The 22,080-nt window shown below is 71.7% G+C and carries 18 protein-coding genes and 1 tRNA gene; 10 read left to right on the top strand and 9 right to left on the bottom strand.

The features are described from left to right. The first annotated feature begins 246 nt into the window (after window positions 1-246). Window positions 247-2,676, top strand: a complete 2,430-nt coding sequence (locus tag PZE19_RS25695; protein WP_277863460.1) for a type IA DNA topoisomerase — start codon at window positions 247-249, stop codon at window positions 2,674-2,676. A gap of 214 nt (window positions 2,677-2,890) precedes the next feature. Here PZE19_RS25695 and PZE19_RS25690 read toward each other — a convergent pair. The 3 genes from PZE19_RS25690 to trxA form a co-directional block, all read right to left on the bottom strand. Beyond that, window positions 2,891-2,976 (bottom strand) — tRNA-Leu (locus PZE19_RS25690). Between the two features lie 111 nt (window positions 2,977-3,087). Beyond that, on the bottom strand, window positions 3,088-3,768 hold the full coding sequence (locus PZE19_RS25685) for a phosphoribosylanthranilate isomerase (RefSeq protein WP_277863459.1): 681 nt from the start codon (window positions 3,766-3,768) through the stop codon (window positions 3,088-3,090). Window positions 3,769-3,803: 35 nt separating this feature from the next. Further along, entirely contained in the window at window positions 3,804-4,139 is a 336-nt protein-coding gene (gene trxA, locus PZE19_RS25680) for a thioredoxin (protein ID WP_277863458.1), read from the bottom strand. Window positions 4,140-4,237: 98 nt separating this feature from the next. Between trxA and cax the strand changes: the two genes are divergently transcribed. Beyond that, window positions 4,238-5,512, top strand: coding sequence for a calcium/proton exchanger (cax, locus tag PZE19_RS25675; protein ID WP_277863457.1), 1,275 nt, complete (start codon window positions 4,238-4,240; stop codon window positions 5,510-5,512). On the opposite strand, the gene PZE19_RS25670 is transcribed toward cax, so the two are convergent. The 3 genes from PZE19_RS25670 to PZE19_RS25660 all read right to left on the bottom strand — a co-directional run bounded on the left by PZE19_RS25670 (window position 5,509) and on the right by PZE19_RS25660 (window position 8,104). Then, entirely contained in the window at window positions 5,509-6,603 is a 1,095-nt protein-coding gene (locus tag PZE19_RS25670; protein ID WP_277863456.1) for a phytase, read from the bottom strand. The genes cax and PZE19_RS25670 overlap by 4 nt on opposite strands. Before the next feature lie 53 nt (window positions 6,604-6,656). Continuing rightward, window positions 6,657-7,016: a hypothetical protein gene (locus PZE19_RS25665; RefSeq protein WP_277863455.1), complete on the bottom strand. Its 360-nt coding sequence runs from the start codon at window positions 7,014-7,016 to the stop codon at window positions 6,657-6,659. Window positions 7,017-7,090: 74 nt separating this feature from the next. After that, window positions 7,091-8,104 (bottom strand): DUF1559 domain-containing protein, encoded by a 1,014-nt coding sequence (locus PZE19_RS25660; RefSeq protein ID WP_277863454.1) that lies wholly within the window; start codon window positions 8,102-8,104, stop codon window positions 7,091-7,093. A 265-nt stretch (window positions 8,105-8,369) separates the two neighbouring features. Here PZE19_RS25660 and PZE19_RS25655 point away from each other — a divergent pair, with 265 nt between their 5' ends. Genes PZE19_RS25655 through PZE19_RS25645 form a run of 3 tightly spaced genes read left to right on the top strand, consistent with a single transcriptional unit; the run spans window position 8,370 to window position 13,190 of the window. Beyond that, a complete protein-coding gene (locus PZE19_RS25655; protein ID WP_277863453.1) occupies window positions 8,370-9,767 on the top strand; it encodes a 3' terminal RNA ribose 2'-O-methyltransferase Hen1 in 1,398 nt (465 codons plus the stop codon). After that, on the top strand, window positions 9,757-10,584 hold the full coding sequence (locus tag PZE19_RS25650; protein ID WP_277863452.1) for a HEAT repeat domain-containing protein: 828 nt from the start codon (window positions 9,757-9,759) through the stop codon (window positions 10,582-10,584). Before PZE19_RS25655 ends, PZE19_RS25650 begins: the two co-directional genes overlap by 11 nt. Window positions 10,585-10,586: 2 nt before the next feature. Further along, window positions 10,587-13,190, top strand: a complete 2,604-nt coding sequence (locus tag PZE19_RS25645; protein ID WP_277863451.1) for a polynucleotide kinase-phosphatase — start codon at window positions 10,587-10,589, stop codon at window positions 13,188-13,190. Between the two features lie 24 nt (window positions 13,191-13,214). Here PZE19_RS25645 and PZE19_RS25640 read toward each other — a convergent pair whose 3' ends face one another. Beyond that, window positions 13,215-17,006, bottom strand: a complete 3,792-nt coding sequence (locus PZE19_RS25640) for a PAS domain S-box protein (protein ID WP_277863450.1) — start codon at window positions 17,004-17,006, stop codon at window positions 13,215-13,217. A 415-nt stretch (window positions 17,007-17,421) separates the two neighbouring features. Between PZE19_RS25640 and PZE19_RS25635 the strand changes: the two genes are divergently transcribed. From PZE19_RS25635 to PZE19_RS25625, 3 genes are all read left to right on the top strand, one after another. Next, window positions 17,422-17,703, top strand: coding sequence for a hypothetical protein (locus tag PZE19_RS25635; protein ID WP_277863449.1), 282 nt, complete (start codon window positions 17,422-17,424; stop codon window positions 17,701-17,703). A 72-nt stretch (window positions 17,704-17,775) separates the two neighbouring features. Beyond that, complete coding sequence (locus PZE19_RS25630) at window positions 17,776-17,985, top strand: Sec-independent protein translocase subunit TatA/TatB (protein WP_277863448.1); 210 nt, start codon at window positions 17,776-17,778, stop codon at window positions 17,983-17,985. An 81-nt stretch (window positions 17,986-18,066) separates the two neighbouring features. Beyond that, window positions 18,067-18,399: a Sec-independent protein translocase subunit TatA/TatB gene (locus PZE19_RS25625; protein WP_277863447.1), complete on the top strand. Its 333-nt coding sequence runs from the start codon at window positions 18,067-18,069 to the stop codon at window positions 18,397-18,399. Between the two features lie 20 nt (window positions 18,400-18,419). Here the strand turns inward: PZE19_RS25625 and PZE19_RS25620 are convergent, their stop codons facing one another. Next, window positions 18,420-18,947, bottom strand: coding sequence for an acyl-CoA thioesterase (locus PZE19_RS25620; protein WP_277863446.1), 528 nt, complete (start codon window positions 18,945-18,947; stop codon window positions 18,420-18,422). A 118-nt stretch (window positions 18,948-19,065) separates the two neighbouring features. Here PZE19_RS25620 and PZE19_RS25615 point away from each other — a divergent pair, with 118 nt between their 5' ends. Next, entirely contained in the window at window positions 19,066-19,806 is a 741-nt protein-coding gene (locus PZE19_RS25615) for a class I SAM-dependent methyltransferase (RefSeq protein ID WP_277863445.1), read from the top strand. On the opposite strand, the gene PZE19_RS25610 is transcribed toward PZE19_RS25615, so the two are convergent. Next, complete coding sequence (locus PZE19_RS25610; protein ID WP_368411383.1) at window positions 19,775-20,695, bottom strand: dihydroorotate dehydrogenase; 921 nt, start codon at window positions 20,693-20,695, stop codon at window positions 19,775-19,777. The two genes, PZE19_RS25615 and PZE19_RS25610, sit on opposite strands and share 32 nt — an antisense overlap. 288 nt (window positions 20,696-20,983) lie before the next feature. On the opposite strand from PZE19_RS25610, the gene PZE19_RS25605 reads away from it, so the two are divergent. Continuing rightward, window positions 20,984-22,054, top strand: coding sequence for a DUF1559 domain-containing protein (locus PZE19_RS25605; RefSeq protein ID WP_277863443.1), 1,071 nt, complete (start codon window positions 20,984-20,986; stop codon window positions 22,052-22,054). The last annotated feature ends 26 nt before the right edge of the window (window positions 22,055-22,080 follow it).

Raw genomic sequence — 22,080 nt, 5'->3', positions numbered from 1 at the left:
CTCGCCCGGATCCTTCCCTCAGGGACGTCCTGCCCGAGCGGCTCGACCTGAACGCCCGGCAATATACCCGTCGGCTCGATTCGTTCCAAGAGAAATCGCGTGATTTTTCTGTACGCATGTCACCTTCGTGGCCAGGTCCGCCGCCCTCCTTCGCTCGACTCCGGCCCGCGCTTCTCCGCCGCGCGGTCGATGTGTACAATCGAATAGAAGAGGGCGAGATCCCCGGCTTTCCGAGAATTCGTCCGCATGCGCGTGGTCCTGGCCGAGAAGCCGTCGGTGGCCCGGGAGCTGGCGAGCTTCCTGGGGGCCGACACGCGCCGCGAGGGCTACTTCGAGGGCCGCGGCTATCAGGTCACGTGGGCCCTGGGGCACCTGGCGACCCTGAAGGAGCCCGACGACTACGACCCGGCCCTGAAGAAATGGTCGCTGGAGACCCTGCCGTTCGCCCCCGAACGGTTCGAGCTGAAGCCCCGGGGCGACTCCGGGGCGCTGAAGCAGCTCGGCGTGATCCGCAAGCTGCTCCGCGGCGCCGACGAGGTCGTCTGCGCGACGGACGCCGGCCGCGAGGGGGAGCTGATCTTCCGCTACATCCAGGAGTTGTGCGGGTGCGTCGGCAAGCCGACGCGGCGCCTCTGGCTCAGCTCCCTGACCGAGTCGGCGATCCGCGAGGCGTTCGGCCGGCTCCGGCCGCTCTCGGAATACGACGCCCTCTACGCCGCGGCCCGGTGCCGCAGCGAGGCCGACTGGGTCGTGGGCCTGAACGCCACCCGGTACTACACCGTCCGGTATCGGTCGAGCGGGCGGCTCTGGAGCGTCGGCCGCGTCCAGACGCCGGTGCTGGCCATGATCGTCCGCCGCGACGACGAGATCCGCACCTTCCAGCCCGAGCCCTTCTGGGAGCTGCTGACCCGCTACCGGTCCGTGACCTTCAAGTTCGCGGGGGACCGTTTCACCATCCAGGACGAGGCCCTGGGCGTCCTCGATCGGATCCGCGAACATCCGTTCGCGATCGTCGGGGTCGACCGCAAGCCCGAGAGGATTCCGCCCCCGCAGCTCCACGACCTGACCGAGCTCCAGCGCGAGATGAACCGCCGGTTCGGCTTCTCGGCCGACGCCACGCTGAAGGCGGCGCAGTCGTTGTACGAGGCCAAGATCATCAGCTATCCGAGGACCGATTCGCGCTACCTCGGCAGCGACATGAGGGCCAAGATCCCCGGCATCCTGGAGGACCTTCGGCCGTTGCGCGGCGAGCAGGTCGGGCGGCTGGATCTCGCGTCGCTGGCGTTCTCGGGGCGGCTGATCAACGACGCGAAGGTCAGCGATCACCACGCGATCATCCCGACCGGGAAGAAGCCCGGCAACCTCGCCCCGGCCCTCCAGAAGGTGTTCGACGCGATCGTGACCCGCCTGATCGCCGCGTTCTACCCCACCTGCGTGAAGGAGATCACGACGGTCTCGGGCCTGACGAACCAGGTGCCCTTCCGCGCGCGGGGCGTCCGGGTGGTCGACCCCGGCTGGACGGTGCTCGACCCGCGCAAGCCCGACGCCGAGAAGAAGGAAGACGAGCAGGAGCTGCCCGAATTCCGCGTCGGAGAGAGCGGCCCCCATGAGCCGTCCGTGCGCGAGGGCCGCACGAGCCCGCCCAAGCCCTACACCGAAGGGACGTTGCTGGGCGCGATGGAGACGGCCGGCAAGCTCGTCGAGGACGAGGCCCTGAAGGAGGCGCTCAAGGAGCGCGGCCTCGGCACGCCGGCCACGCGCGCGGCGATCATCGAGACCCTGCTGGATCGCGGCTACATCGTCCGCGACGGGAAGGCCCTGGCGGCGACCGACCTGGGGCGCTACCTCGTGGCGATCGTCCGCGACCGCGGCCTCAAGAGCCCCGAGCTGACCGGTGAGTGGGAGGCCAAGCTCCGCGAGATCGAACGCGGGCGGCTGGAGCCCGGCCGGTTCATGGCCGAAATCCTCCGCTACACCGGCGACGTCGTCCGCACGCCCGAGGACGCCGAGGTCGATCCGTCCCGCCTGGGAGACTGCCCGCGCTGCGGCCTGCCGGTGATCGCGGGCAAGAAGGGCTTCGGCTGCTCCGGGTGGAAGGACGGGTGCCGATTCACGCTCTTTCGCGAATACCGCGGCCTGGTGCTCGACGACGCCCAGATCCGCGAATTGATCCAGCGGCGCGTCCTGGCCCGCCCGCTCGCCCTCGAAGGCGCGGGCGAGGCGATGCTCCAGCTCTCGGAGTCCGGCGCGTTGATGGACGTCCCGGTCCCCGCGGCCGCCGAGCGGAGGTTCGCCGGCCGGCCCAAGGCACGAGCCTCGGCGAAGCGTTCGGGCGCGAAGCCGCCGCGACGCACGGGCAAGGCCGCCGCGACGACGAAGGCGCCCGATGCGAGTCCCCCCGCGTTCGCCACGGTGGCCGTCGGGGCCTGCCCCCTGTGCGGCTCGGAGGTCGTGGAGGGGCCGAGGTCCTTCGGCTGCTCCGGCCGGAAGAATGGTTGCGGATTCGCCGTCTGGAAGACGATCGCCGGCAAGAAGATCTCGGTCAAATCGGCCCAGGCCCTGCTGAAATCGGGCCGCACACCGTTGCTCAAGGGGTTCGAGTCGAAGGCCGGAAAGCCCTTCGACGCCCGCCTGAAGCTCGAAGGCGGCGAAGTCCGCTTCGACTTCGGGGGATGACGGCGACTCGACGAGGAACGCCCGGAGTCGACGCCGCGGCGAATCGGGTCATAAGCGCGACGACGAGGGATTCGCGATGGACGACGTCCACTCGAGCCGTCCCGACGGATCAGCCAGGCAGGCCTCACCACGATGAAGACCTGCGTCGAGCCCCGCCCGCAAACGGGAACGGCGACGGGAGTCGCGTAAACCCCGTCGCCGTCTGGATTCGTATTGCCGAAGACAGGAGTTGAACCTGCACTCCCAGTGAAGGGAACTAGGACCTGAACCTAGCGCGTCTGCCAATTCCGCCACTTCGGCTCTCGGATTCGTCGAGCGTGCGAGCGAGTCGCACGTCGTCAGGTCGAGGGGTATTTTAGCAGTCGATCCGGGGCGCGTCGAGGGGGGAGTCGGGGAAGTCGATTGAAATCCTCAGGCGGGGACGGGCCGGAGGGCGCGGACGAGGGATTGCACCTTGTCGAGGTCCTTGCGGCCTGGTGCGGACTCGACGCCGCTGGCGAGGTCGACCATCCAGGGGCGGATCGCCAGGGCGCGGGCGGCGACGTTCTCGGGGGTCAGGCCGCCGGCGAGCATCAGGCGGGCGATCGGCGGCAGGTCGACCAGGATCGAGGCCGTGATCGTCGCCCCGGTGCCGCCGAACGCCGAGGGCGACCAGGCGTCGATCAGGACGGCGTCGGGCGCGCGGCCGAGTCGCGACGCGCGTTCCAGATGGGCGCTCATGGCCCGGACGGCCGAGGCGTCGCGGAGGCGGAAGGCCCGGATCAGGAAGAACTCGCCCAGCGCCGACAGGTCTTCGGGCGGCTCGTCGCCGTGGAGCTGGACCCGCGACAACCCGAGCGTGCGGCAGGTCGCGACGACCTCGGCGGGGGGACGATCGACGAAAAGGCCGACGGCGGCGTCGGGACGCGGGCAGGCGGAGAGGATCGCCCCGGCGCGGTCGATCGTCAGGGACCGGGGCGACGGGGGGTGGAAATTCAGGCCGATCCAGTCGACCCCCGCCGCCAGGCAGGCGACCGCCTCGGCGGGGTCGGTCAGGCCGCAGACCTTGATCCCGGGGCTCCCCCGGAAGAGGGGATCGGCGGCGAGGGGCATGGGAAGGCGGTCGCTCCGGCCGGGGTCGGGTCGGGTCAGACGGGGACGCCGAGCTTCTCGAGAGCGTCCTTGAATTTGTTCAGCGGGTTGACGCCGACCAGGCGGTCGACCTCCTTGCCGCCGTGGAAGACCAGCACGGTCGGGATGGCCGAGATCCGCAGGCTGCCCGGCGTGTCGGTGTTCTCGTCGGTGTTGAGCTTGCCGACTTTCACCTTGTCGCCGAACTCCGTCGCCAGCTTCTCGATCGTCGGGGCCAGCATGCGGCAGGGCCCGCACCAGGGGGCCCAGAAGTCGACCACGACCGGGGTCGAGGAATCGAGCACTTCCGACTTCCAGTTGGCGTCGGTAAACTCCTTCACGCTGTCGGCCATGATCTGGTCCCTCGCTGCGATGCAACCGATTGGAGAGAGCGGGTTAAATTCCCTTAACCGTCCGGACGACGGTCCCCTTAAGATGGAGGCATTATAAGTTGGACCAGGCGCGAGTCAACCGGCTGGGCGAGGGCGCAGACCCCGGCGGCCCGATAGTTGCGGCCGCGGGGCCGTGGTGGGATTTCCTCGACCCGAGGGAGTCGGGCTGGCTCATGGCCCTCCTGCTGGCGGTCCCCGTCGCGGTCGGCCTGAGGTTCGCCGGCGCGGGGCCGATCTGGCTCTTCCTGGCGTCGTGCCTCGCCATCGTCCCGCTGGCCGGGCTGATGGGGAGGGCCACGGAGCAGCTCGCCGAGCGGCTCGGGCCCGGGATCGGCGGCCTGCTGAACGCCACCTTCGGCAACGCGGCCGAGCTGATCATCGCCCTCTTCGCCCTGTTCAACGGCCTGGACGAGGTCGTCAAGGCGTCGCTCACGGGCAGCATCATCGGCAACATCCTGCTGGTGCTGGGCGCGAGCCTCCTCGCCGGCGGCCTGAAGTACGACGTCCAGCGCTTCAATCGGACGGCCGCCGGGGTCGGCTCGACGATGATGGTCCTGGCCGCGATCGGGATGCTCGTCCCGGCGATCTTCCACGCCCTGCCCGAGGTCACCGCCGCCGACCTGATCCTCGAGCACGAGCTGAGCGTGGGCGTCTCGATCGTCCTGCTGCTGGCCTATGCGGCGCACCTGATCTTCAGCCTGAAGACCCACAAGGGCCTGTTCAACCCCGAGCCGACCGAGGTCGACTCCGACCTCGACGCCGCCCACGTCCACGGCCCGCTGTGGAGCACCTCCAAGTCGGTGGGCGTTCTGATCGGGGCGACCCTGTTCGTGGCCTGGATGAGCGAGATCCTGGTGGGGGCGGTCGAGGGGGCGAGCCACGCCCTGGGGATGAACGGGGTCTTCGTGGGCGTGATAGTGGTGGCGATCGTGGGCAACGCGGCCGAGCACTCGACGGCCGTCCTGGTGGCGATGAAGAACCAGATGGACCTCGCCGTGGGGATCGCCATCGGCTCGTCGCTGCAGATCGCGCTGTTCGTGGCCCCGGTCCTGGTCCTCGCGAGCTACCTGCGGGCCCAGCCGATGGACCTCCTGTTCAGCAGCCTGGAGGTGCTGGCCGTCCTGATCTCGGTGGCCATCGCGCGGATGGTCGCCGAGGACGGCGAGTCCAACTGGCTCGAAGGCCTGATGCTGCTGACCGTCTACGTCATCCTCGCCCTGGCCTTCTTCTTCCTGCCCGCCCGCGCGGGGAGGCACGCCGAGCCGCACGCCGCCGCGGCCGTCCCGACGGCCTTCGCGACGCCGGCGTCTCACCTGCGGTCGAGGACCTTCTAACGGGCCGAGGGGGTCGTGTCGACGATCAGGCGGGGGCCGGCGACGTCGTCCCAGGCGAAGAGCTTGAAGTTCTGGCGGCCCTCGTTCTCGCCGTCCTGGAGGACGAGGAGGCCGCGGGGGAAGTGGGGCGAGGTGCGCTCGTTGACGACGTCGAGGCCGTCGGTGTGGGCGACGTCGTCGGTCGTCCCGGCCGTCGGGTCGATGGTCGCCACGTAGGCGTGGTCGCCCGAGCGCTCGTAGACGTTGACGGTGCTGCTCCCCTGGCTGGAGGCGAGGATGTAGCCCGCGCCGCCGGGGGCGCGATAGAGGGCCAGCCCCTCGACGTCGGCCGTCAAGCCGTGCTCGCCGACGCGCGCCACGGCGCGGCGGCCGTCGCCGTCGGTCGGCTCGGCCCCGTACTCCCAGATTCCGACGTCTTCCTCGGCGATGTAGACCCGTGCTCGCTCGCGGTCGGCGACGATCCCCTCGGCCTGCGAGCCCACGCGGAAGGCCCGGACGCGGGTCGCTTCGAGCGGCCCGGAGTGGCCGGACGAGGGGGCGAGCTTGTACTGTTCCACCGCGCCGTCGCGGTCGGTCACGAAGACGTAGTTCGCCCCGTCGCGCGGGCTGCGATAGGTGCAGATGCCGTAGGGGTCGCCGCCGTCGAACGTCCGGAAGGTGGGGCCGTCGCCGATCTCGGCGAGCGCGCCGTCCGCCGAGTCGATCGTCCAGGCCTTCACCCCGGACGAGTCGCCCCCCTTGCCCACGCTGGCGAGCGCCAGGTCGACCGTCCGGCCGGCGAGCGGGAAGCCGTAGAGGACGTCCACGTTGTTCGGCCGGCATCCCACCGACACGACCTGTCGGGTGCGGCCGTCGAGGGTGTAGGCGTGCAGCCCCCCCTTCTTGTCGGTGCCGAGGACGAGGCTGCGGGCCGGGTCGTCGGGGTGGATCCAGATCGCCGGGTCGTCGGCCGCGTCCCCCTCGGCGGGGACGGGCTCGGTCTGGACCCTCGCGGCCGGGGTCAGCGTGACGACGTCGTCGCCGTTGGCGGCCCCGGCCAGCCCGAGCAGGACGAGGGCCTTGGGGAGGAGTCGGGCGCGGGCGGTCGGCATCAGCGTCGTCCTGGGTGGATTGGTCGGTGGCGAGAACGGAGCGCGGCGGGTTCTCACTTCAGGTCGATGTGGTACTCGGTCTTGCCCTCGCTGACCCGGACGTGCGTCTCGCCTCGGGTGCGCAAGGGGGGCTCGACGCCGGCGATCGAGACGCGGTGGACGCCGGGGAGCGCGCCGTCGCCCTCCTGGAACGTCGTCAGGACGAACGTGCCGTCGGGCTGGACGTCGCCCTTCGCCTCGCGGCCGCCGTCGGTGGGCTCGAGCGTGATCCGGCCGCCGGTCAGGGGCTTGCCGCGGTGGGTGATCCGGCCTTTCGCGGGCGCGGCGGCCGAGGGCGGGAGCGGCGGATCGCCGGAATCGCAGCCCGGGCAGAGGATCGCGAGCAGCACGGCCGCGGCGATGGACCAACGCATCGATCGATCTCCGGAAGTCGCCCGCCGATCCCCGACCTCCGGGCTCGCCCGGGTCGAGGGGGCGGGCGCGGCGGTCAGAAGGAGTCGGACGAGATGACCTCGCCGCCGCCGATGGTGCCGAGGGCCCGCCAGGTGGTCGAGCCGACGGACGACTTGATGAAGCGGACGGAGCCGTCGCCGAACAGCGTATTGACGCCGCCGGGGTGGTAGCTCCGCGAGGTCACGGCCGCGTAGGTCGGGCCGCCGTTGTTCTCGTCGTTGGTGTCGAAGTCGATGTCCACGCCCGGGTTCCCGACCGTCACCTTGTAGTTGGGCGTCAGCGCGGTGGTGAAGCCGTCGTAGCAGGCCGACCCGATCGACCACTTGACGTGGCCGGCGTCGGCCTTGCAGCCGTTGGTGTAGCTCTGGGTGATCAGAGCGGCGGAGGTCGCGTTGTCGACGGGGAAGCTGGTGGGGCTGAGGCTCGCGGGCGTCGCGCACGACTTGTAGAGCGGCTGCCGGGCCTTCACTTCCGCGGCGAGCAGCGAGTTGCTCAGCCCGTCGGTGAAGGCCGAGAGCGAGCGGCTGGTGTTGACGTGGAAGGCGCTGCGGTTGGGGGGCGCCCCGCCGCCGCCGAAGACGTACCAGTCGCCCACCGACCAGCCGTAGTTCGACACGCCGAAGGGCTTGGCGGCGTCGTACGGCTGCGTGTTCGGCTCGCTCGGGCAGAGCAGGGCCTTGACCTGGAGGTAGCTGACCGTCGTGTTCGGGCCGTCGCTGTACTTCAGGCTGAAGTTCATGGCGTTGTACATGGGCCCCATCTCCATGTACGGCGCCAGCCGGGCGCTCACGCCCCACGAGGTGTACGACGTCGGCTGCGCGTTGCCGACGATCACCATCGTCTGCTGCGGCGGCAGGGCGGAGTTGGCGCTCTCGTAATTCATCACCCCGAGGCCGAGCTGCTTCAGGTTGTTCACGCAATGGATCCGCCGGGCGGCCTCGCGGGCCGACTGCACGGCGGGCAGCAGCAGCGCGATCAGGACGGCGATGATCGCGATGACGACCAGCAATTCGATCAGGGTGAAGCCGCGGCGACGCTGCGTGTTCATGGAAGTCCTTCGTCGTAGCTGTTCGGGGCCCCCTCGCGCGTTCCCCGTGCGGTATGCATTGCGAGACATCATGGCCGAACGGCGAGAATTTCCCGCCGAGGCGGCGTGAAGACCGCGTGAAATTTTCGATCCTGGTGTCACAATGACGCGGCGTGGTGGGCGGACTTCCGATTCCCCCGAACGGGGGACGTCCGTCTCGTGTCCGAGCCTCATCGAGGACGGGACCGGCGCGAGGTCGGCCCCGTGGGCCGGGAGACCCGTGGCGATGCTGCTGACGATCACGACGACGCGAAGGCCGGCGGACGACCTCGGCTACCTGCTGCACAAGCATCCGGGGCGGTTCCAGAGCTACGCCCTGGCGTTCGGGACGGCGCGGGTCTTCTATCCCGAAGCCGGCGAGGATCGTTGCTCGGCCTGCCTGCTGCTGGACGTCGATCCGGTGGGCCTGGTGCGCGGCAAGGCCGGGGGCGAGGGCCTGCTGGACCGGTACGTCAACGACCGGCCGTACGCCGCGTCGTCGCTGATGAGCGTGGCGATCGCCCAGGTCTTCGGCTCGGCGATGCAGGGACGGTCCAACGACCGGCCCGAGCTGGCGGCGACCCCCCTGCCCCTCTCGGCGCGGCTCGACGTCCTCCCGGTGCGCGGGGGCGAGCGGTTCCTCCGCGCCGTGTTCGAACCGCTGGGCTACTCCGTCGCGGCCGAACGTCGGCCGCTCGACGAGCAGTTCCCGGAGTGGGGCGAGAGCCCGTACTTCGCCGTCGAAATCGCGGCCGAGACCACCCTGTCCCAGCTGCTCACGCATCTCTACGTCCTGATCCCCGTCTTCGACGACGCCAAGCACTACTTCGTCGGCGACGCCGAGATGGAGAAGCTGCTGGCCAAGGGGGCCGGCTGGCTCGCGGGGCATCCCGAGAAGGACGAGATCACGCGGCGCTATCTCAAGCATCGCCACGGCCTCTATCGCGAGGCCCTCGCCCGCCTGGCCCCCGGGGAGCCGGCCGACGTCGACGAGGCGGACGAGCCGTCCGCGCGGGTCGAGGACTCGCTGGAGAAGCCCCTGAGCCTCAACGATCAGCGCCTGGGGGCCGTCCTGGCCGCGCTGCGCGCCTCGGGCGCCCGCCGTGTGCTGGACCTCGGCTGCGGCGAGGGGCGGCTGCTCCGCCTGCTCCTGAAGGACCCGCAGTTCGAGGAGGTCGTGGGCGTGGACGTCTCGATCCGCACGCTCGAAGCGGCCCGCGACCGCCTGCACCTGGACCGTCTCCCCGAGCGTCAGGCCGCGCGGATCCGGCTGATGCAGGGATCGTTGACCTACCGCGACCGCCGCCTGGAGGGCTACGACGCCGCGGCCGTCGTCGAGGTCGTCGAGCACCTGGACCCTCCCCGGCTCGCCGCCTTCGAACGCGCCCTGTTCGCGTCCGCGCGGCCCGCGACGGTCGTCTTGACGACCCCGAACCGCGAGTACAACGTCACCTGGGAGAACGTCGGCCCCGACCGGCTGCGCCACCCCGACCACCGCTTCGAATGGACCCGCGCCGAGTTCCGCGCCTGGGCCGAAGCCGCCGCGGCGCGGCACGGCTACGCCGTCCGGTTCGTCCCCGTCGGCCCGGACGACCCGACCCTCGGCCCGCCGACGCAGATGGGAGTCTTCACCCGTGGACGTTGAACGGCCGGCTCCGGATGAGGACCCCCGATCGGTCGATGAGCTGTTCCTCGTCGCACTCTGCGAGTCCGACGAGGAGATCCTATGGGGCGCGATGTACGCGCTCCATCGGCGGGCCGCTCGCGAGATCCTGGACCGTGCGCTCGCGCTCTGCGCGAGCGCTTGCCCCTTCGAGCGCGGGCGCGGGGCCGACGTGCTCGGAAGGTTGGGCGTGCCGGACCCGGCGTACCCGGAGGAGTGCCTGCGGACGTTGCTCGCGATGCTGGAGGTCGAAACCGACGCGGGCGCGCTGGCATCGGTCCTGTTCGCGCTGGGGCATCAGTCCCGGGGCCCCGCCGTCGCGCCGGCCGCGCGGTTCCGAACCCACCCCGACTCAGAGGTCCGATATGCCGTCGTCCACGTCCTGAGCTGCATCGAGGAGACTTGGGCGATCGAAGGCCTGATCGAGCTTTCCCGCGACCCCGAGCCGCGGATCCGCGACTGGTCGACGTTCGGCCTCGGCTCCATGACTGACGCGGATTCACCCGCGATCCGCGACGCCCTGTCCGACCGCCTGGCCGACGAGGATTTCGACACGCGAAGCGAGGCGCTCATCGGGCTGGCCCGCCGCAAGGACCATCGCGTCGTCCCCGCGCTCCGCGACGAGTTGGCCGGCGAATGCGTCGGCTGCCTGGCCGTCGAGGCCGCCGCCGAGATCGCCGACCCCGGCCTCCACCCCCTGCTCCTCGCCCTGCGCGCCTGGTGGGACGTCGACGTGCAGGGGCTCGAAACGGCGATCGCGGCCTGCACGCCTCCTTCCGAATCCAGGATCGAAGTCTGATCATGACCATATCCATCCCCAAGCTGTCCCTCGTCGTCCTGGTAGGCCCCAGCGGGTCCGGGAAGAGCACGTTCGCGCGACGGCATTTCCGGCCGACCGAGATCCTCTCGTCGGACGCCTGCCGGGGCATGGTGAGCGACGACGAGAACGAACAATCCGCCACGAAGGACGCGTTCGAGGTGCTGCGGTTCGTGGCGGCGAAGCGGCTGGAGCGAGGGCGGCTGACGGTCGTCGACGCCACCAACGTCCAGCCCGAGGCGCGACGGCCGCTGGTTGAGGCGGCGCGGCGGTACCACTGCCTGCCGGTGGCGATCGTGCTCGACCTGCCGGAAGGCGTCTGCCACGAGCGGAACCGGGGCCGCGCGGATCGGGAGTTCGGCCCGCACGTCGTCCGCAACCAGGCGTCGCAGCTCAGGCGCTCGCTGCGGAACCTCCGCAAGGAAGGGTTCCGCCACGTCTTCGTGCTGAGGTCGCCCGAGGAGGTCGAGTCGGCGGTCGTTGCACGTGTGCCGCTCTGGAACGACCGCAGCGACGACCGCGGGCCGTTCGACGTCATCGGCGACGTCCACGGCTGCTGCGACGAGCTGGAGGCGTTGCTGGGGCGGCTCGGATACGAGGTCGCCGCCGTGGCCCCGAGCGGGCCGGCGCTGGTCGGCCAGGCCTTCCACGCCCACCCCGAGGGCCGCAAGGCGGTCTTCGTGGGCGACCTGGTCGACCGCGGACCCCGGGTGCTGGACACGGTCCGGCTCGTCGCGTCCATGGTCGCGGGGGGCTCGGCGCTGTGCGTCCCGGGCAACCACGACGTCAAGCTCCTGAGGAAGCTGCGCGGCAAGGACGTGCAGATCACCCACGGCCTGGCCGAGACGCTCGCCGAGATCGACGCCCTGCCGGACGACGCGCGGGCCCCGTTCGTCGCCGACCTGGCCGCGTTCCTGGACGGCCTGGTCAGCCATTACGTGCTCGACGGCGGCGGCCTCGTGGTCGCGCACGCCGGGATGAAGGCGGAGATGCAGGGCCGGGGCTCGTCGCGGGTGCGGGACTTCGCCCTCTACGGCGAGACGACGGGCGAGACCGACGAGTTCGGCCTCCCCGTCCGCGTGAACTGGGCCGCGGAGTACCGCGGCGAGGCGGCCGTCGTCTACGGCCACACGCCGGTCCCCGCGCCGGAATGGCTCAACGGGACCGTGAACGTCGACACCGGCTGCGTCTTCGGCGGCGCGCTGACGGCGCTGCGCTGGCCCGAGCGCGCGTTCGTCTCGGTCCCCGCCGCGCGGACGTATCGCGAGCCCTCCCGGCCGTTCCTCCCCGTCGCTGAGCAGGCCCCCGCGGCCTCGGCCCAGCAGGAGAACAACCGGACGCTCGACCTCGAAGACGTGATCGGCAAGCGGATCATCCCGACCCGCCTTCGCGGCCCGGTGACGATCCGCGAGGAGAACGCCGCCGCGGCCCTGGAGGTGATGAGCCGGTTCGCCGTCGACCCGCGCTGGCTGGTCTACCTGCCGCCCACGATGTCCCCCTGCGAGACCAGCCGCGAGGCCGGGCTGCTGGAGCACCCGGCGGAGGCGTTCTCGTACTACCGCGCCCAGGGCGCGCCGAGGGTCGTCTGCCAGGAGAAGCACATGGGCTCGCGGGCCGTCGTCGTCGCCTGCCGCGACGAGGCCGCCGCGCGCGATCGGTTCGGCGTCGAGGGCGAGGTCGGCGCGGTCGTCACCCGGACCGGGCGCCGGTTCTTTCGCGACGCCGACCTGGAGCGGGCGTTCCTCGACCGCGTCCGCGGGGCGCTGACGTCCGCGGACGTCTGGAGGCACCTGGAGACCTCGTGGGCCCTGCTCGACTGCGAGCTGATGCCGTGGTCGGCGAAGGCGCAGGAGCTGCTGAAGTCGCAGTACGCGGCCGTCGGCGCGGCGGGGACCGCCTCGCTGCCGCGCGCCGTGGCGGCGCTCGAACGCGCGGCGGGGCGGCTGGAGGGGGAGGATCGCGCGAAGCTGCGCGAGGTCGAGGCGGCGTTCCACCGCCGGGCCGAGGACGTCGGCCGGTTCGTGGCCGCGTACCGACGCTACTGCTGGCCGGTCGCCGGCCTGGCCGGCTACAAGCTGGCCCCGTTCCACCTGCTCGCCACCGAGGGCCGCGCGCAGGTCGACAAGGACCACGTCTGGCACATGGAGATCCTGGCCGAGATCTGCCGCGCCGACCCGGAGCTGCTCCTCGCGACGCCCTACAAGGTCGTCGACGTCACCGACCCGGCGAGCGAGGCGGAGGGGATCGCCTGGTGGGAGGGATTGACCGATCGGGGCGGCGAGGGCATGGTCGTCAAGCCCCTGCCGTTCTTGCTGAAAGGCGCCCGCGGCCTGGCGCAGCCGGCGGTGAAGTGCCGGGGCCGCGAGTACCTGCGGATCATCTACGGCCCCGAATACACGACCGAGGCGAACCTGACGCGGCTCCGCTCCCGGGGCCTCGGCCGCAAGCGGTCGCTGGCCCTGGGCGAGTTCGCCCTGGGCGTCGAGGCCCTCGAGCGGTTCGTCCGCGGCGAGCCGCTCCGGCGCGTCCACGAGTGCGTCTTCGGCGTCCTCGCCCTGGAGAGCGAGCCGGTGGACCCGCGGCTGTGAGCCGGATCGCCCTCTCTGGCAGGCCTACCGGGGCGGGGCCAGTTCGGCGAGGAGCTTCTCCAGGTCGGGGAAGTCGACGGGCTTGACCAGGTGGCCGTCGCAGCCGGCCTCGCGGGAGAGGAGGCGGTCGGACTGCTGGCCCCAGCCGGTCAGGGCGATGACGACCATGGCGCGGCCCCACGGGGCCTCGCGGATGCGGCGGGTGGCGTCGTAGCCGTTGAGCCGGGGCATGCCGACGTCCATCAGGATGACGTCGGGCCGGAACGCCTCGGCCGTCGCGACCGCCTCCAGGCCGTCGTGCGCCGTGCGGACCTCGCCGCCGAGGATCCGCAGGATCGCGGCCATCGAGGCGGCCGAGTCGCGGTTGTCGTCGACCACCAGCACCCGGCGGGGGGCGGTCGCGCCCGCCTGGGCCTCGGGCCGGCCGACGTCGCCGCCGGCCTCGGCCTCGACGGGCAGGGCGGGGAGGCGGACGGTGAAGGTGCTGCCGCGGCCCGGCCCCTCGCTGGCGGCCTCGACCTCGCCGCCGTGCATCTCGACCAGGCCCTTCACCAGCGCCAGGCCGATGCCCAGCCCGCCGGTGGAGCGCTCGATGCTGCGGTCGACCTGCGAGAACATGTCGAACAGCCTGGGGAGGGACTCGGCCGGGATGCCGATGCCGTCGTCCTGCACCTCCACGACGACCTCGGCCGCCTCGCGACGGGCCTTCAGCCGAATCCGGCCGCCGTGGGCGGTGTACTTGGCGCTGTTGGTCAGGAGGTTGCTGAAGACCTGGGCCAGCCGCGTCAGGTCGGCGAAGAGCGGCGTCGGCCCCGGCGGGAGCGCGACGGCCAGCTCGTGGCCGGCGGCCTCGATCAGGGGCCGGGCGGTCTCGACGGCCGCGGCGACGACGTCCTCCAGCAGGACCCGCTCGCGCCGCAGGCTCATCTTGTTCTGGTTGATCCGCGAGACGTCGAGCAGGTCGTCGATGAGCCGGACCATGTGGCCGAGCTGCCGGTCCATCATGGCCCGCGCCTGCAGGACGGTCGCCGGGTCGGCGGCCAGCCGCATGAGCTGGAGGCCGTTGCGGAGCGGGGCCAGGGGGTTGCGCAGCTCGTGGGCGAGCAGGGCCAGGAATTCGTCCTTGCGGCGGTCCTGCTCGCGGAGCTCGCCGTTGAGACGGGCGTTCTCGATGGCCACGGCGGCGATGTGGGCGAGCTGGACGATCACGGCCTCGTCGGCCTCGGTGAACTCGCCGTCCTCCTTGTCGGAGAGCTGGAGCAGGCCGAGGTTCCGGCCGTCGCGGCCGATGAGCGGGACGGCGAGCCAGCCCCTCAGCGGCGGGTGCTCGGCGGCGTGGCCGCTGAAGCGGCGCCAGGCGGGATGGGCCTCCAACTCGGCCTGGGTCAGTCGCATGGGGCGGTTGGAGCGCACGACCTGGACGTAGATCCCCTGCCCGGTCGGCTCGACCCTGTAATCGCGCCAGCGGGCGTACTTGTCGGACAGCGAGACCGTGGTGACGGCCTGGCCCCCGTCGTCGCCGGTCGTCAGGCTGGTGACGGCCTGGTGGGCGCCGACGACGGCCCGGCCCTCCTCGGCGACGACCCGCAGCACGCCTTCGAGCGAGTCCGCGGACTGGATCGCCAGCGCGGCGTCGGCCACGCGGCGGAGCACCCGGGTCTGCTCGCGCTCGCGCTCGAGCAGGCGGGCGAGCCGCTGCTCGTCGAGCTTGCGGGCGGAGGCGTCGACGGTCACGCCATCGAACCGGGTCGGCGTCCCGTCGGGTGCGTACGCAGCCCCCCCCAGCGCCCGGATCCACTTGACCTGGCCCGTGGTCGGGTGGACGGTGCGGTAGTCGACGTCGTAGCCGGCGTGGCCCGCGATCGACGCCTCGATCGCCCGGCGGGTCGGCTCGCGGTCCTCGGGGTGGATCCGCTCGTAAAAGGTCTCGATGGTGACGGTCGCGTCGGGAGGCAGGTGGAAGTGCTCCTTGACGCGGACGTCCCAGGTCAGCACTTCGAACGGCAGGTCGCAGTACCAGAAGCCGACGCCGGAGAGCCGGACGGTGTAGTCCAGCCGGGCGCGGCTCTCCGCCAGGGCGCGGGCGGCCAGGACGCGCTCGCTGACGTCGCGCGAGACGGCCATGTGGTGGAAGCCGCCGCCGGCGGCCGGCAGCGGCACGCCCGACGACTCGATGTGGCGGCGGGTCCCGCGGCGGCCGATGATCTCGAACTCCAGCCTCCCGGGCTCGCCCCGGCAGACCCGCTCGTGGAAGGCGCGGAACGAGGCGAGATGCTCGGGCGCGATCGCGCCGAAGACGCTCCGGCCCACCACGTCCCCGGGCCCGTCGGCCTCCAGCATCGCCAGGCCGGCGGGGTTCATCTGGAGCACGACGCCGTCGGCGGCGACGAGCTTGACGCACTCGGGCGTGGTCTCGACGATCGCCCGGGACCGGGCCTCGCTCTCGCGCAGGCCGCGCGCCATCCGGGCTCGTTCCAGCGTCTCCCAGCAGCGGTCGACGACCGTGCCCAGCAGCGAGACCTCCTCCGGCGTCCATCGCCGGGGCGTCGCCTGGTGGACGGCCATCGCGGCGATGAGCCGCCCGTCCTTGTGCAGCGGCGCGCAGATCACGCCCCGGATCCGCGTCGCGCGGAAGGCCGCGAGGTCCGTGCCGGCGCGGGGGTCGGCCTCGGAATCTTCGAGGACGTAGGGCTCGTTCGCGGCCATGCAGCGGACGACCTCGGCCCCGAACGCCGCCACCGGCCAGCGGCCGACGATGCTGGGGACGCCCCGCGCGTGGTCGCCGGTGACGACGAAGACCGACTCGTCCTCCACCTCGGCGTAGGCGCAGCGGTCGACTCCCATGTGCTCGACCAGCAGCCGCGCCGCGACGGCCATGAACGCGTCCGGGTCGGTCGACCCCTGCGACGCCGCCGCCAGGTCGGCGAGGAACCGGGCCCGCTCCTCGGCCGCCCGCTGGGCCCGCTCGGCCGCCTTGGCCGCCGTGACGTCGCGCGCGATCTTGGACGCGGCGACCACGCGGCCCTCGTCGTCGCGCACCGGCGACATCGTCGCCGAGATCTCGACCAGGCCGCCGTCCTTCCGCATCCGGACGGTCTCGAACGGCGGCACCCGCTCGCCCCGGCGGATCTTCTCCAGGATCGCTTCCTCCTCGCCCAGGCGGTCGGGCGGGATGATGAGCGAAGCCAGGGGACGGCCGACCGCCTCCTCTCGCGGCCAGCCGAAGAGCCGCTCGGCGCCGGCGTTCCACGATTGCACGACGCCGTCGAGGTCCTTGCTGACGATCGCGTCGTCGGACGAATCGACGATCGCCGCCAGCCGCGCCCGCGCCTCGTGGGCCCGGCTCCGCTCGGTCACGTCGCGGAAGACCAGCACGGCGCCGATCGCCGCGCGCCGGCCGTCGAACATCGGCGCGGCGCTGTCGTCGATCGGCCGCTCGGCGCCGTCGCGGGCGATCAGGATCGTGTGGTTCGCCAGGCCGACGACCACGCCGTCGCGCAGCGCCCGCAGCGCCGGGTTCTCGACGGGCTCGCGGGAATACTGGTTGACGATCCGGAAGACTTCCTGGAGCGGCCGGCCGGCGGCCTCGGCGACGGCCCAGCCGGTCAGCCGCTCGGCGACGCCGTTGAGGTACGTCACCCGGCCCTCGGCGTCGGTGCTGATCACCCCGTCGCCGATGCTGGCCAGCGTGATCCGCAGCCGCTCGCGCTCGGCCGAGAGCGCCTCCTCGGCGCGACGACGCGCCTCCAGGACGCTCTGGGCGTCCTGCAAGGCCGCCTCGAGGGCCCCTCCCGTCTCGTCACCGGCCGACGCCATCCTCAGCCTCCACCCCATCGAACGACGACCAGGCGTCCCCGGCACTCCAGGCGAGGATGGATTATACCAGCCGCGAATCCGCCCGTTCAAACGAGGCGGCGGCCGGGACCGGGCGTTTCTGCACCGCGGAACGGCGTTCGGGCCGGATCGGGCCCGCGCCGCCCGGGGAGGGGGATTGACAGGGGGATGGGGGCCGATAGGATGGGATGAGGTAATCCCCCCGCGTCGTCCCTGTCGAGACGCACAGGCCTATGGTCGGCGCCGATCTGTCGGCCCCCATCAACGCGGCGGCGTCCCGTGTGCGCAACCCCTCCGGTTTCCCGCCCCCCGCGGGCCATCCTTCGCATTCGACCCGTCGCCGCGCCTGGTGCGGCCGAGGCGTCGTCCCATTCCCGCGAGCATCGGGCGAGGCGTGATGATCGGCTTCCGCGAACTGGTGTTGATCGCCGCGGTCGCCCTGGCGCTCTACGGACGCTCCGGGGTGCTCAAGAGCGATCGCGCCCGGGCCGTCCTGCCCTGGCTCAGCCCCGTCCGCCGGGGCGAGTCGGCCGCCCGCCGTCGCGGGCGCGTGGTCGGGGCCTCGCTGACGCGGGGGAACCGCCTCTTCTGGGCGCTGACCCTGCTCGCGGCCGCGGCCGTCGTCACCTGGATCGTCGCCCGAACCCTGATCGTCGCCGGCCCGCCCCCGCCCCCCTGAGCTTCACCCGGACCTGACCCCCTGGCATCTTCGAACCGCATCGACTCGAACCGACCGACTGAGGACCCAGCCATGCCGCTCGCATTCTTGCCGAACCTCGGGACCACCGAGCTCGTGATCGTGGCGTTCGTCTCCCTCCTGATGTTCGGCAACCGCCTGCCCAGCGTGATGCGCTCGCTCGGCAAGAGCGTCACCGAGTTCAAGAAGGGCGTGTCGGGGATCGAGGACGAGATCGACGAGGCCGTCAACGTCGACAAGAAGATCACCCCCCCCTCCCCCTGATCCCGGCCGCGACGGCGGACGGATCGGACGGACGGACGGACCAACACGCGCAGCGGTCGCACACGACACGGAGCCTCACGCATGCTACCCAATCTCGGGCCGATGGAGATGATGATCGTGATGGGGCTGGCCGTCTTGCTCTTCGGCAAGCGGCTCCCCGAAGTGGGCCGCTCCCTGGGCAAGGGGATCGTCGAGTTCAAGAAGGGGCTCAACGAGGTGACCAGCGGCCTCGACGACTCCTCGTCGTCGATCTCCAGCTACACTTCGCCCTACCAGGCCCCCAAGCCGACCACGACGTACGAGCCCGCGCGGGCCTCGGCGACGCCGGCCGACGAGAGCATTCCCAAGTTCGAGATCCCGGGCGCGGTCTCGACGACCGCCGCCGCCGAGACGACCCCCCCGGCGTCGGCCTGAGCCGCGGCCGCGCGAGTCGGTCAGAGGAACTCGCGATCGTGCCGCCTGGCCTCCTCGCGGCGGGCCAGGCGGACGGCCTGCCGGTCCCGCGCCGCCTCGTCGCGGAGCCGGTCGGCCTCGGTCGTCGAGAGCAGCGGCGGGACCTCGTGGGGCCGCTTCCCCTCGTCGTCGAGCGCCACGTAGAGCGCGTAGCCCGAGCCGACCTTGCGGCGGCCGGGGTGGTGCAGGGCCTCGGCGTAGATCTCGATCCGGGTCTCGATCGACGTCCGTCCCGCGTGCGTGACCTCGGCGACGATCTCGACCCGCTCGCCGACGTAGACCGGGGACAGGAACGTCATCGAGTCCATCGCGGCCGTCGTGACCTGTCCCCGGCCCACGTGCCGGAGCGCCGCGACCGCCCCGCACTCGTCGGCCATCCGCAGCATGACCCCGCCGTGCAGCGTCCCGAAGGGGTTCGCCTGCCCCGGCACCGTGAGGATCGCCAGGCTCACGCGGGAGTCGGCGGCCGGCCGCGGGGCCGTCGGGTCCTCGTTCCTGGGCGCGTCCATCGTCGGCGTCGACCTCCATCGCCTGATCGTCGGGCCGTCGCGGCCGCGCCTGAGTCGGCGTCGCGACGACGTCCCAGTATAAGCCGGCCGTCAAACCCACGGTCGCGCGGAGAGCCCCATGTCGGTCGCGCGAGCCCCCCACGACGCCAGTCCCCCGGCGCCCGAGTACCGGGGGCCGACGACGGTCTCGACGTTCGAGTTCGCCGGCCGCTCGATCCGCCTGGCGCGCCCCGTCGAGCCCGACCGCCTGCTCGACGACCCGGCGGTCCACGCCTGGAACCGCACCGACGACTACATGCCCTACTGGGCCTACCTCTGGCCCGGGGCGGGGATGCTCGCCGAGGCCGTCGTCTCGCGGTGGGCCGCCGACGACCCCCGCGACGAGGTGCTGGAACTCGGCTGCGGGCTGGGCCTGGGGGGCCTCGCCGCGATGGCCCTGGGCTTCCGCGTGAGCTTCAGCGATTACGACCCCGCCGCGTTCGGCTTCATCCGCCGCAGCGTCGCCGAGAACGGCTTCCCGGCCGAGCGGGCCACGACCCTGCTCCTGGACTGGCGCGAGCCGCCCGACGCCCGATACCCGCGCATCATCGCGGCCGACGTGCTGTACGAGAAGAAGCTCGTCCCGCTCGTCGCCGGCGTCCTCGCCCGCATGCTCGCCCCCGGCGGCGAGGCCCTCCTCACCACCCCCTACCGCGCCTCGGCCGAGGCTTTCCCGCAGGCGGCCGCCGCGGTCGGCCTCGTCTCCGAGTCCGAGCCCGCGTGGACCCTCGACGAGGCCGGCGAACGCCGGCCGGGGACGATCTATCGGGTGCTCCGCCGGCCCGGCGTCACCCCCGGTTCGATCGCAGCGAGCCGATGATCTCGGCGACCGACGCGACGCCCGCCTCGTCGAGCTTGCGGATGATGCCGTCGAGGACGGCCTCGGCGGCGGCCGGGTTGTAGAAGGTCGCGGTGCCGACCTGGACGGCCGAGGCGCCGGCGACGAGGAATTCGAGGGCGTCGTCGGCGTCGGCGATCCCGCCGACGGCGATGATCGGCAGGCTCGGCAGGGCGCGGGCGACGTCCCAGACGATCCGCAGCGCGATCGGCTTGATCGCCGGGCCGCTCAGGCCGCCGACGTCGTTGGCGAGGATCGGCCGGCGGCGCCGCCAGTCGACGGCCATGCCCCGGACGGTGTTGATCAGGGTGACGGCGTCGGCCCCGGCCTCGGCGGCGGCGGCGGCGATCGCCACGACGTCGGTCACGTTGGGCGTCAGCTTGGCGATCACCGGCAGCGGGCAGGCCTCGCGGACCCGCCGCACCAGCCGGCCGACGGCCCGGGCGTCGATCCCCAGGTCGAGCCCGTGGCTCACGTTCGGGCAGGAGACGTTCAACTCGACCGCCGCCAGGCCGGGCTCGCCGCCGAGGGCCTCGGCCATCGCCACGAACTGGTCCTCGTCCTCGCCGGCGATGTTGGCGATCACCGCCGTGCCCACCGTGCGGAGATAGGGGAGGTGATGCTCCCGGAAGTGGTCGAGGCCGTCGTTGTCGAGCCCGATCGCGTTGAGCAGCCCGGCGCGGGTCTCGACGGTCCGGGGCGTGGGGTTGCCCGCCCGGGGGCGCTGGGTCACCGTCTTGGGGACCACCCCTCCCAGGCGTTCGAGCCGCACGAAGCCCGCCATCTCGCGGACGTATCCGAAGGTGCCGGAGGCCGTCAGGACCGGATTCTCCAGCGACAGCCTCCCCAGGTCCACGCGCAAATCGACCACCGCTGCAAGGCCCTCCTCGACGTCGCCGACCGCCGCGACCGGACGGCCGGGGCTGTTGCCTTTTATCATCGCATCTTCCCGGTCCTTTCCGCCACCACGGCAAGCCGCATGAAGATCTGATGGCGTCGGCGGGAGCCGCCGATAATTCTGGGGTTCCTGATGGCCATGATGGCCACGCCTTGGTAGCCTGAGGCGCGATGCCTGCACGGAGCCGTGGTGGCAAGTCCGTCCGCACCCTTCCCGCTGGTCGTCTTACGTCCCCGCAACGCATTCAGGAGTCGACGTTCCATGTCCAGGACTTCGAGAGCGCGCGCCTTCACGTTGATCGAGTTGCTGGTGGTCATCGCCATCATCGCCGTCTTGATCGCCCTGCTCCTCCCGGCCGTCCAGGCCGCGCGCGAAGCCGCGCGGCGGATCCAGTGTACGAACAACCTGAAGCAGCTCGGGTTGGCCATGCACAATTACCATTCGGCCGGCGACAGCTTCCCCACGGGCTGTGTCCGCGGCGTCGGCAGCGTCATGGCGCCCGGGGCCGGAGCCTGCGGCACCAATATCTTCAATAATTGCCAGAATACGCCCTGGTTCTGCCTGATGCTGCCGTATATCGAGCAGGGGAACCTGGCGAACTCGTACAACTTCGCCATCGGCTCCGAGGGGCCGATGCTCCCACTCCCGCTCGGGTTCTGGGTCAACAGCACGGTGGCCGGGACGAAGATGAGCTCGTTCCAGTGTCCGAGCGACCGCATCAACACCTGGCAGGTCGCCCCCAGCTACGTCAACGTCCCCCCGCTCAACGCCCTCGTGTTCACGAAGGGGAATTACGCCGCCAACTGGGGGAACCTGTGGTGGGGGCAGGACACCAAGGCCGCCGCCAGCCCCATGGTCGACCCCGCGACCGGGGCCCCGCCGAGCTTCCAGAAGGGGGCTTTCGGTTTCTACACGATCGGCGTGGCGGCCGTGACCGACGGCACCAGCAACACGGCCTTCGCCGCCGAGATCCTCCAGGGGGCGCTCTACGACGTCCGCGGCCTGATGTGGTCGACGCTCCCCGGCGGCGCGTCGTACCAGTCGCGGCTGGCGCCGAACAACCCGATCGACTACTACCGCACGGGGTTGACGGGCGACTACCTCAACCAGACGCCGATGTGCGTGAGCGAGCCCGTCCAGGGCCTGCCCTGCACCGGCGACGCGGGCGACAAGCCGGCCTACGCCGGGGCCCGAAGCCGGCACGCCGGCGGGATCAACACGCTGATGGGCGACGGCTCGGTGCGGTTCATCAAGAACAGCATCAACATGCCCACCTGGCTCGGCCTCAACACGATCGCCGGCGGAGAGGTCATCAGCGCCGACTCGTACTGATCGATGGGCCGAAAGACCCCGACCGG

The organism is Paludisphaera mucosa (genome assembly GCF_029589435.1).
Classification (GTDB): domain Bacteria; phylum Planctomycetota; class Planctomycetia; order Isosphaerales; family Isosphaeraceae; genus Paludisphaera; species Paludisphaera mucosa.
The sequence above is the reverse complement of the archived record's forward strand: the minus strand, read 5'-3'. Positions and strand labels throughout refer to the sequence as shown.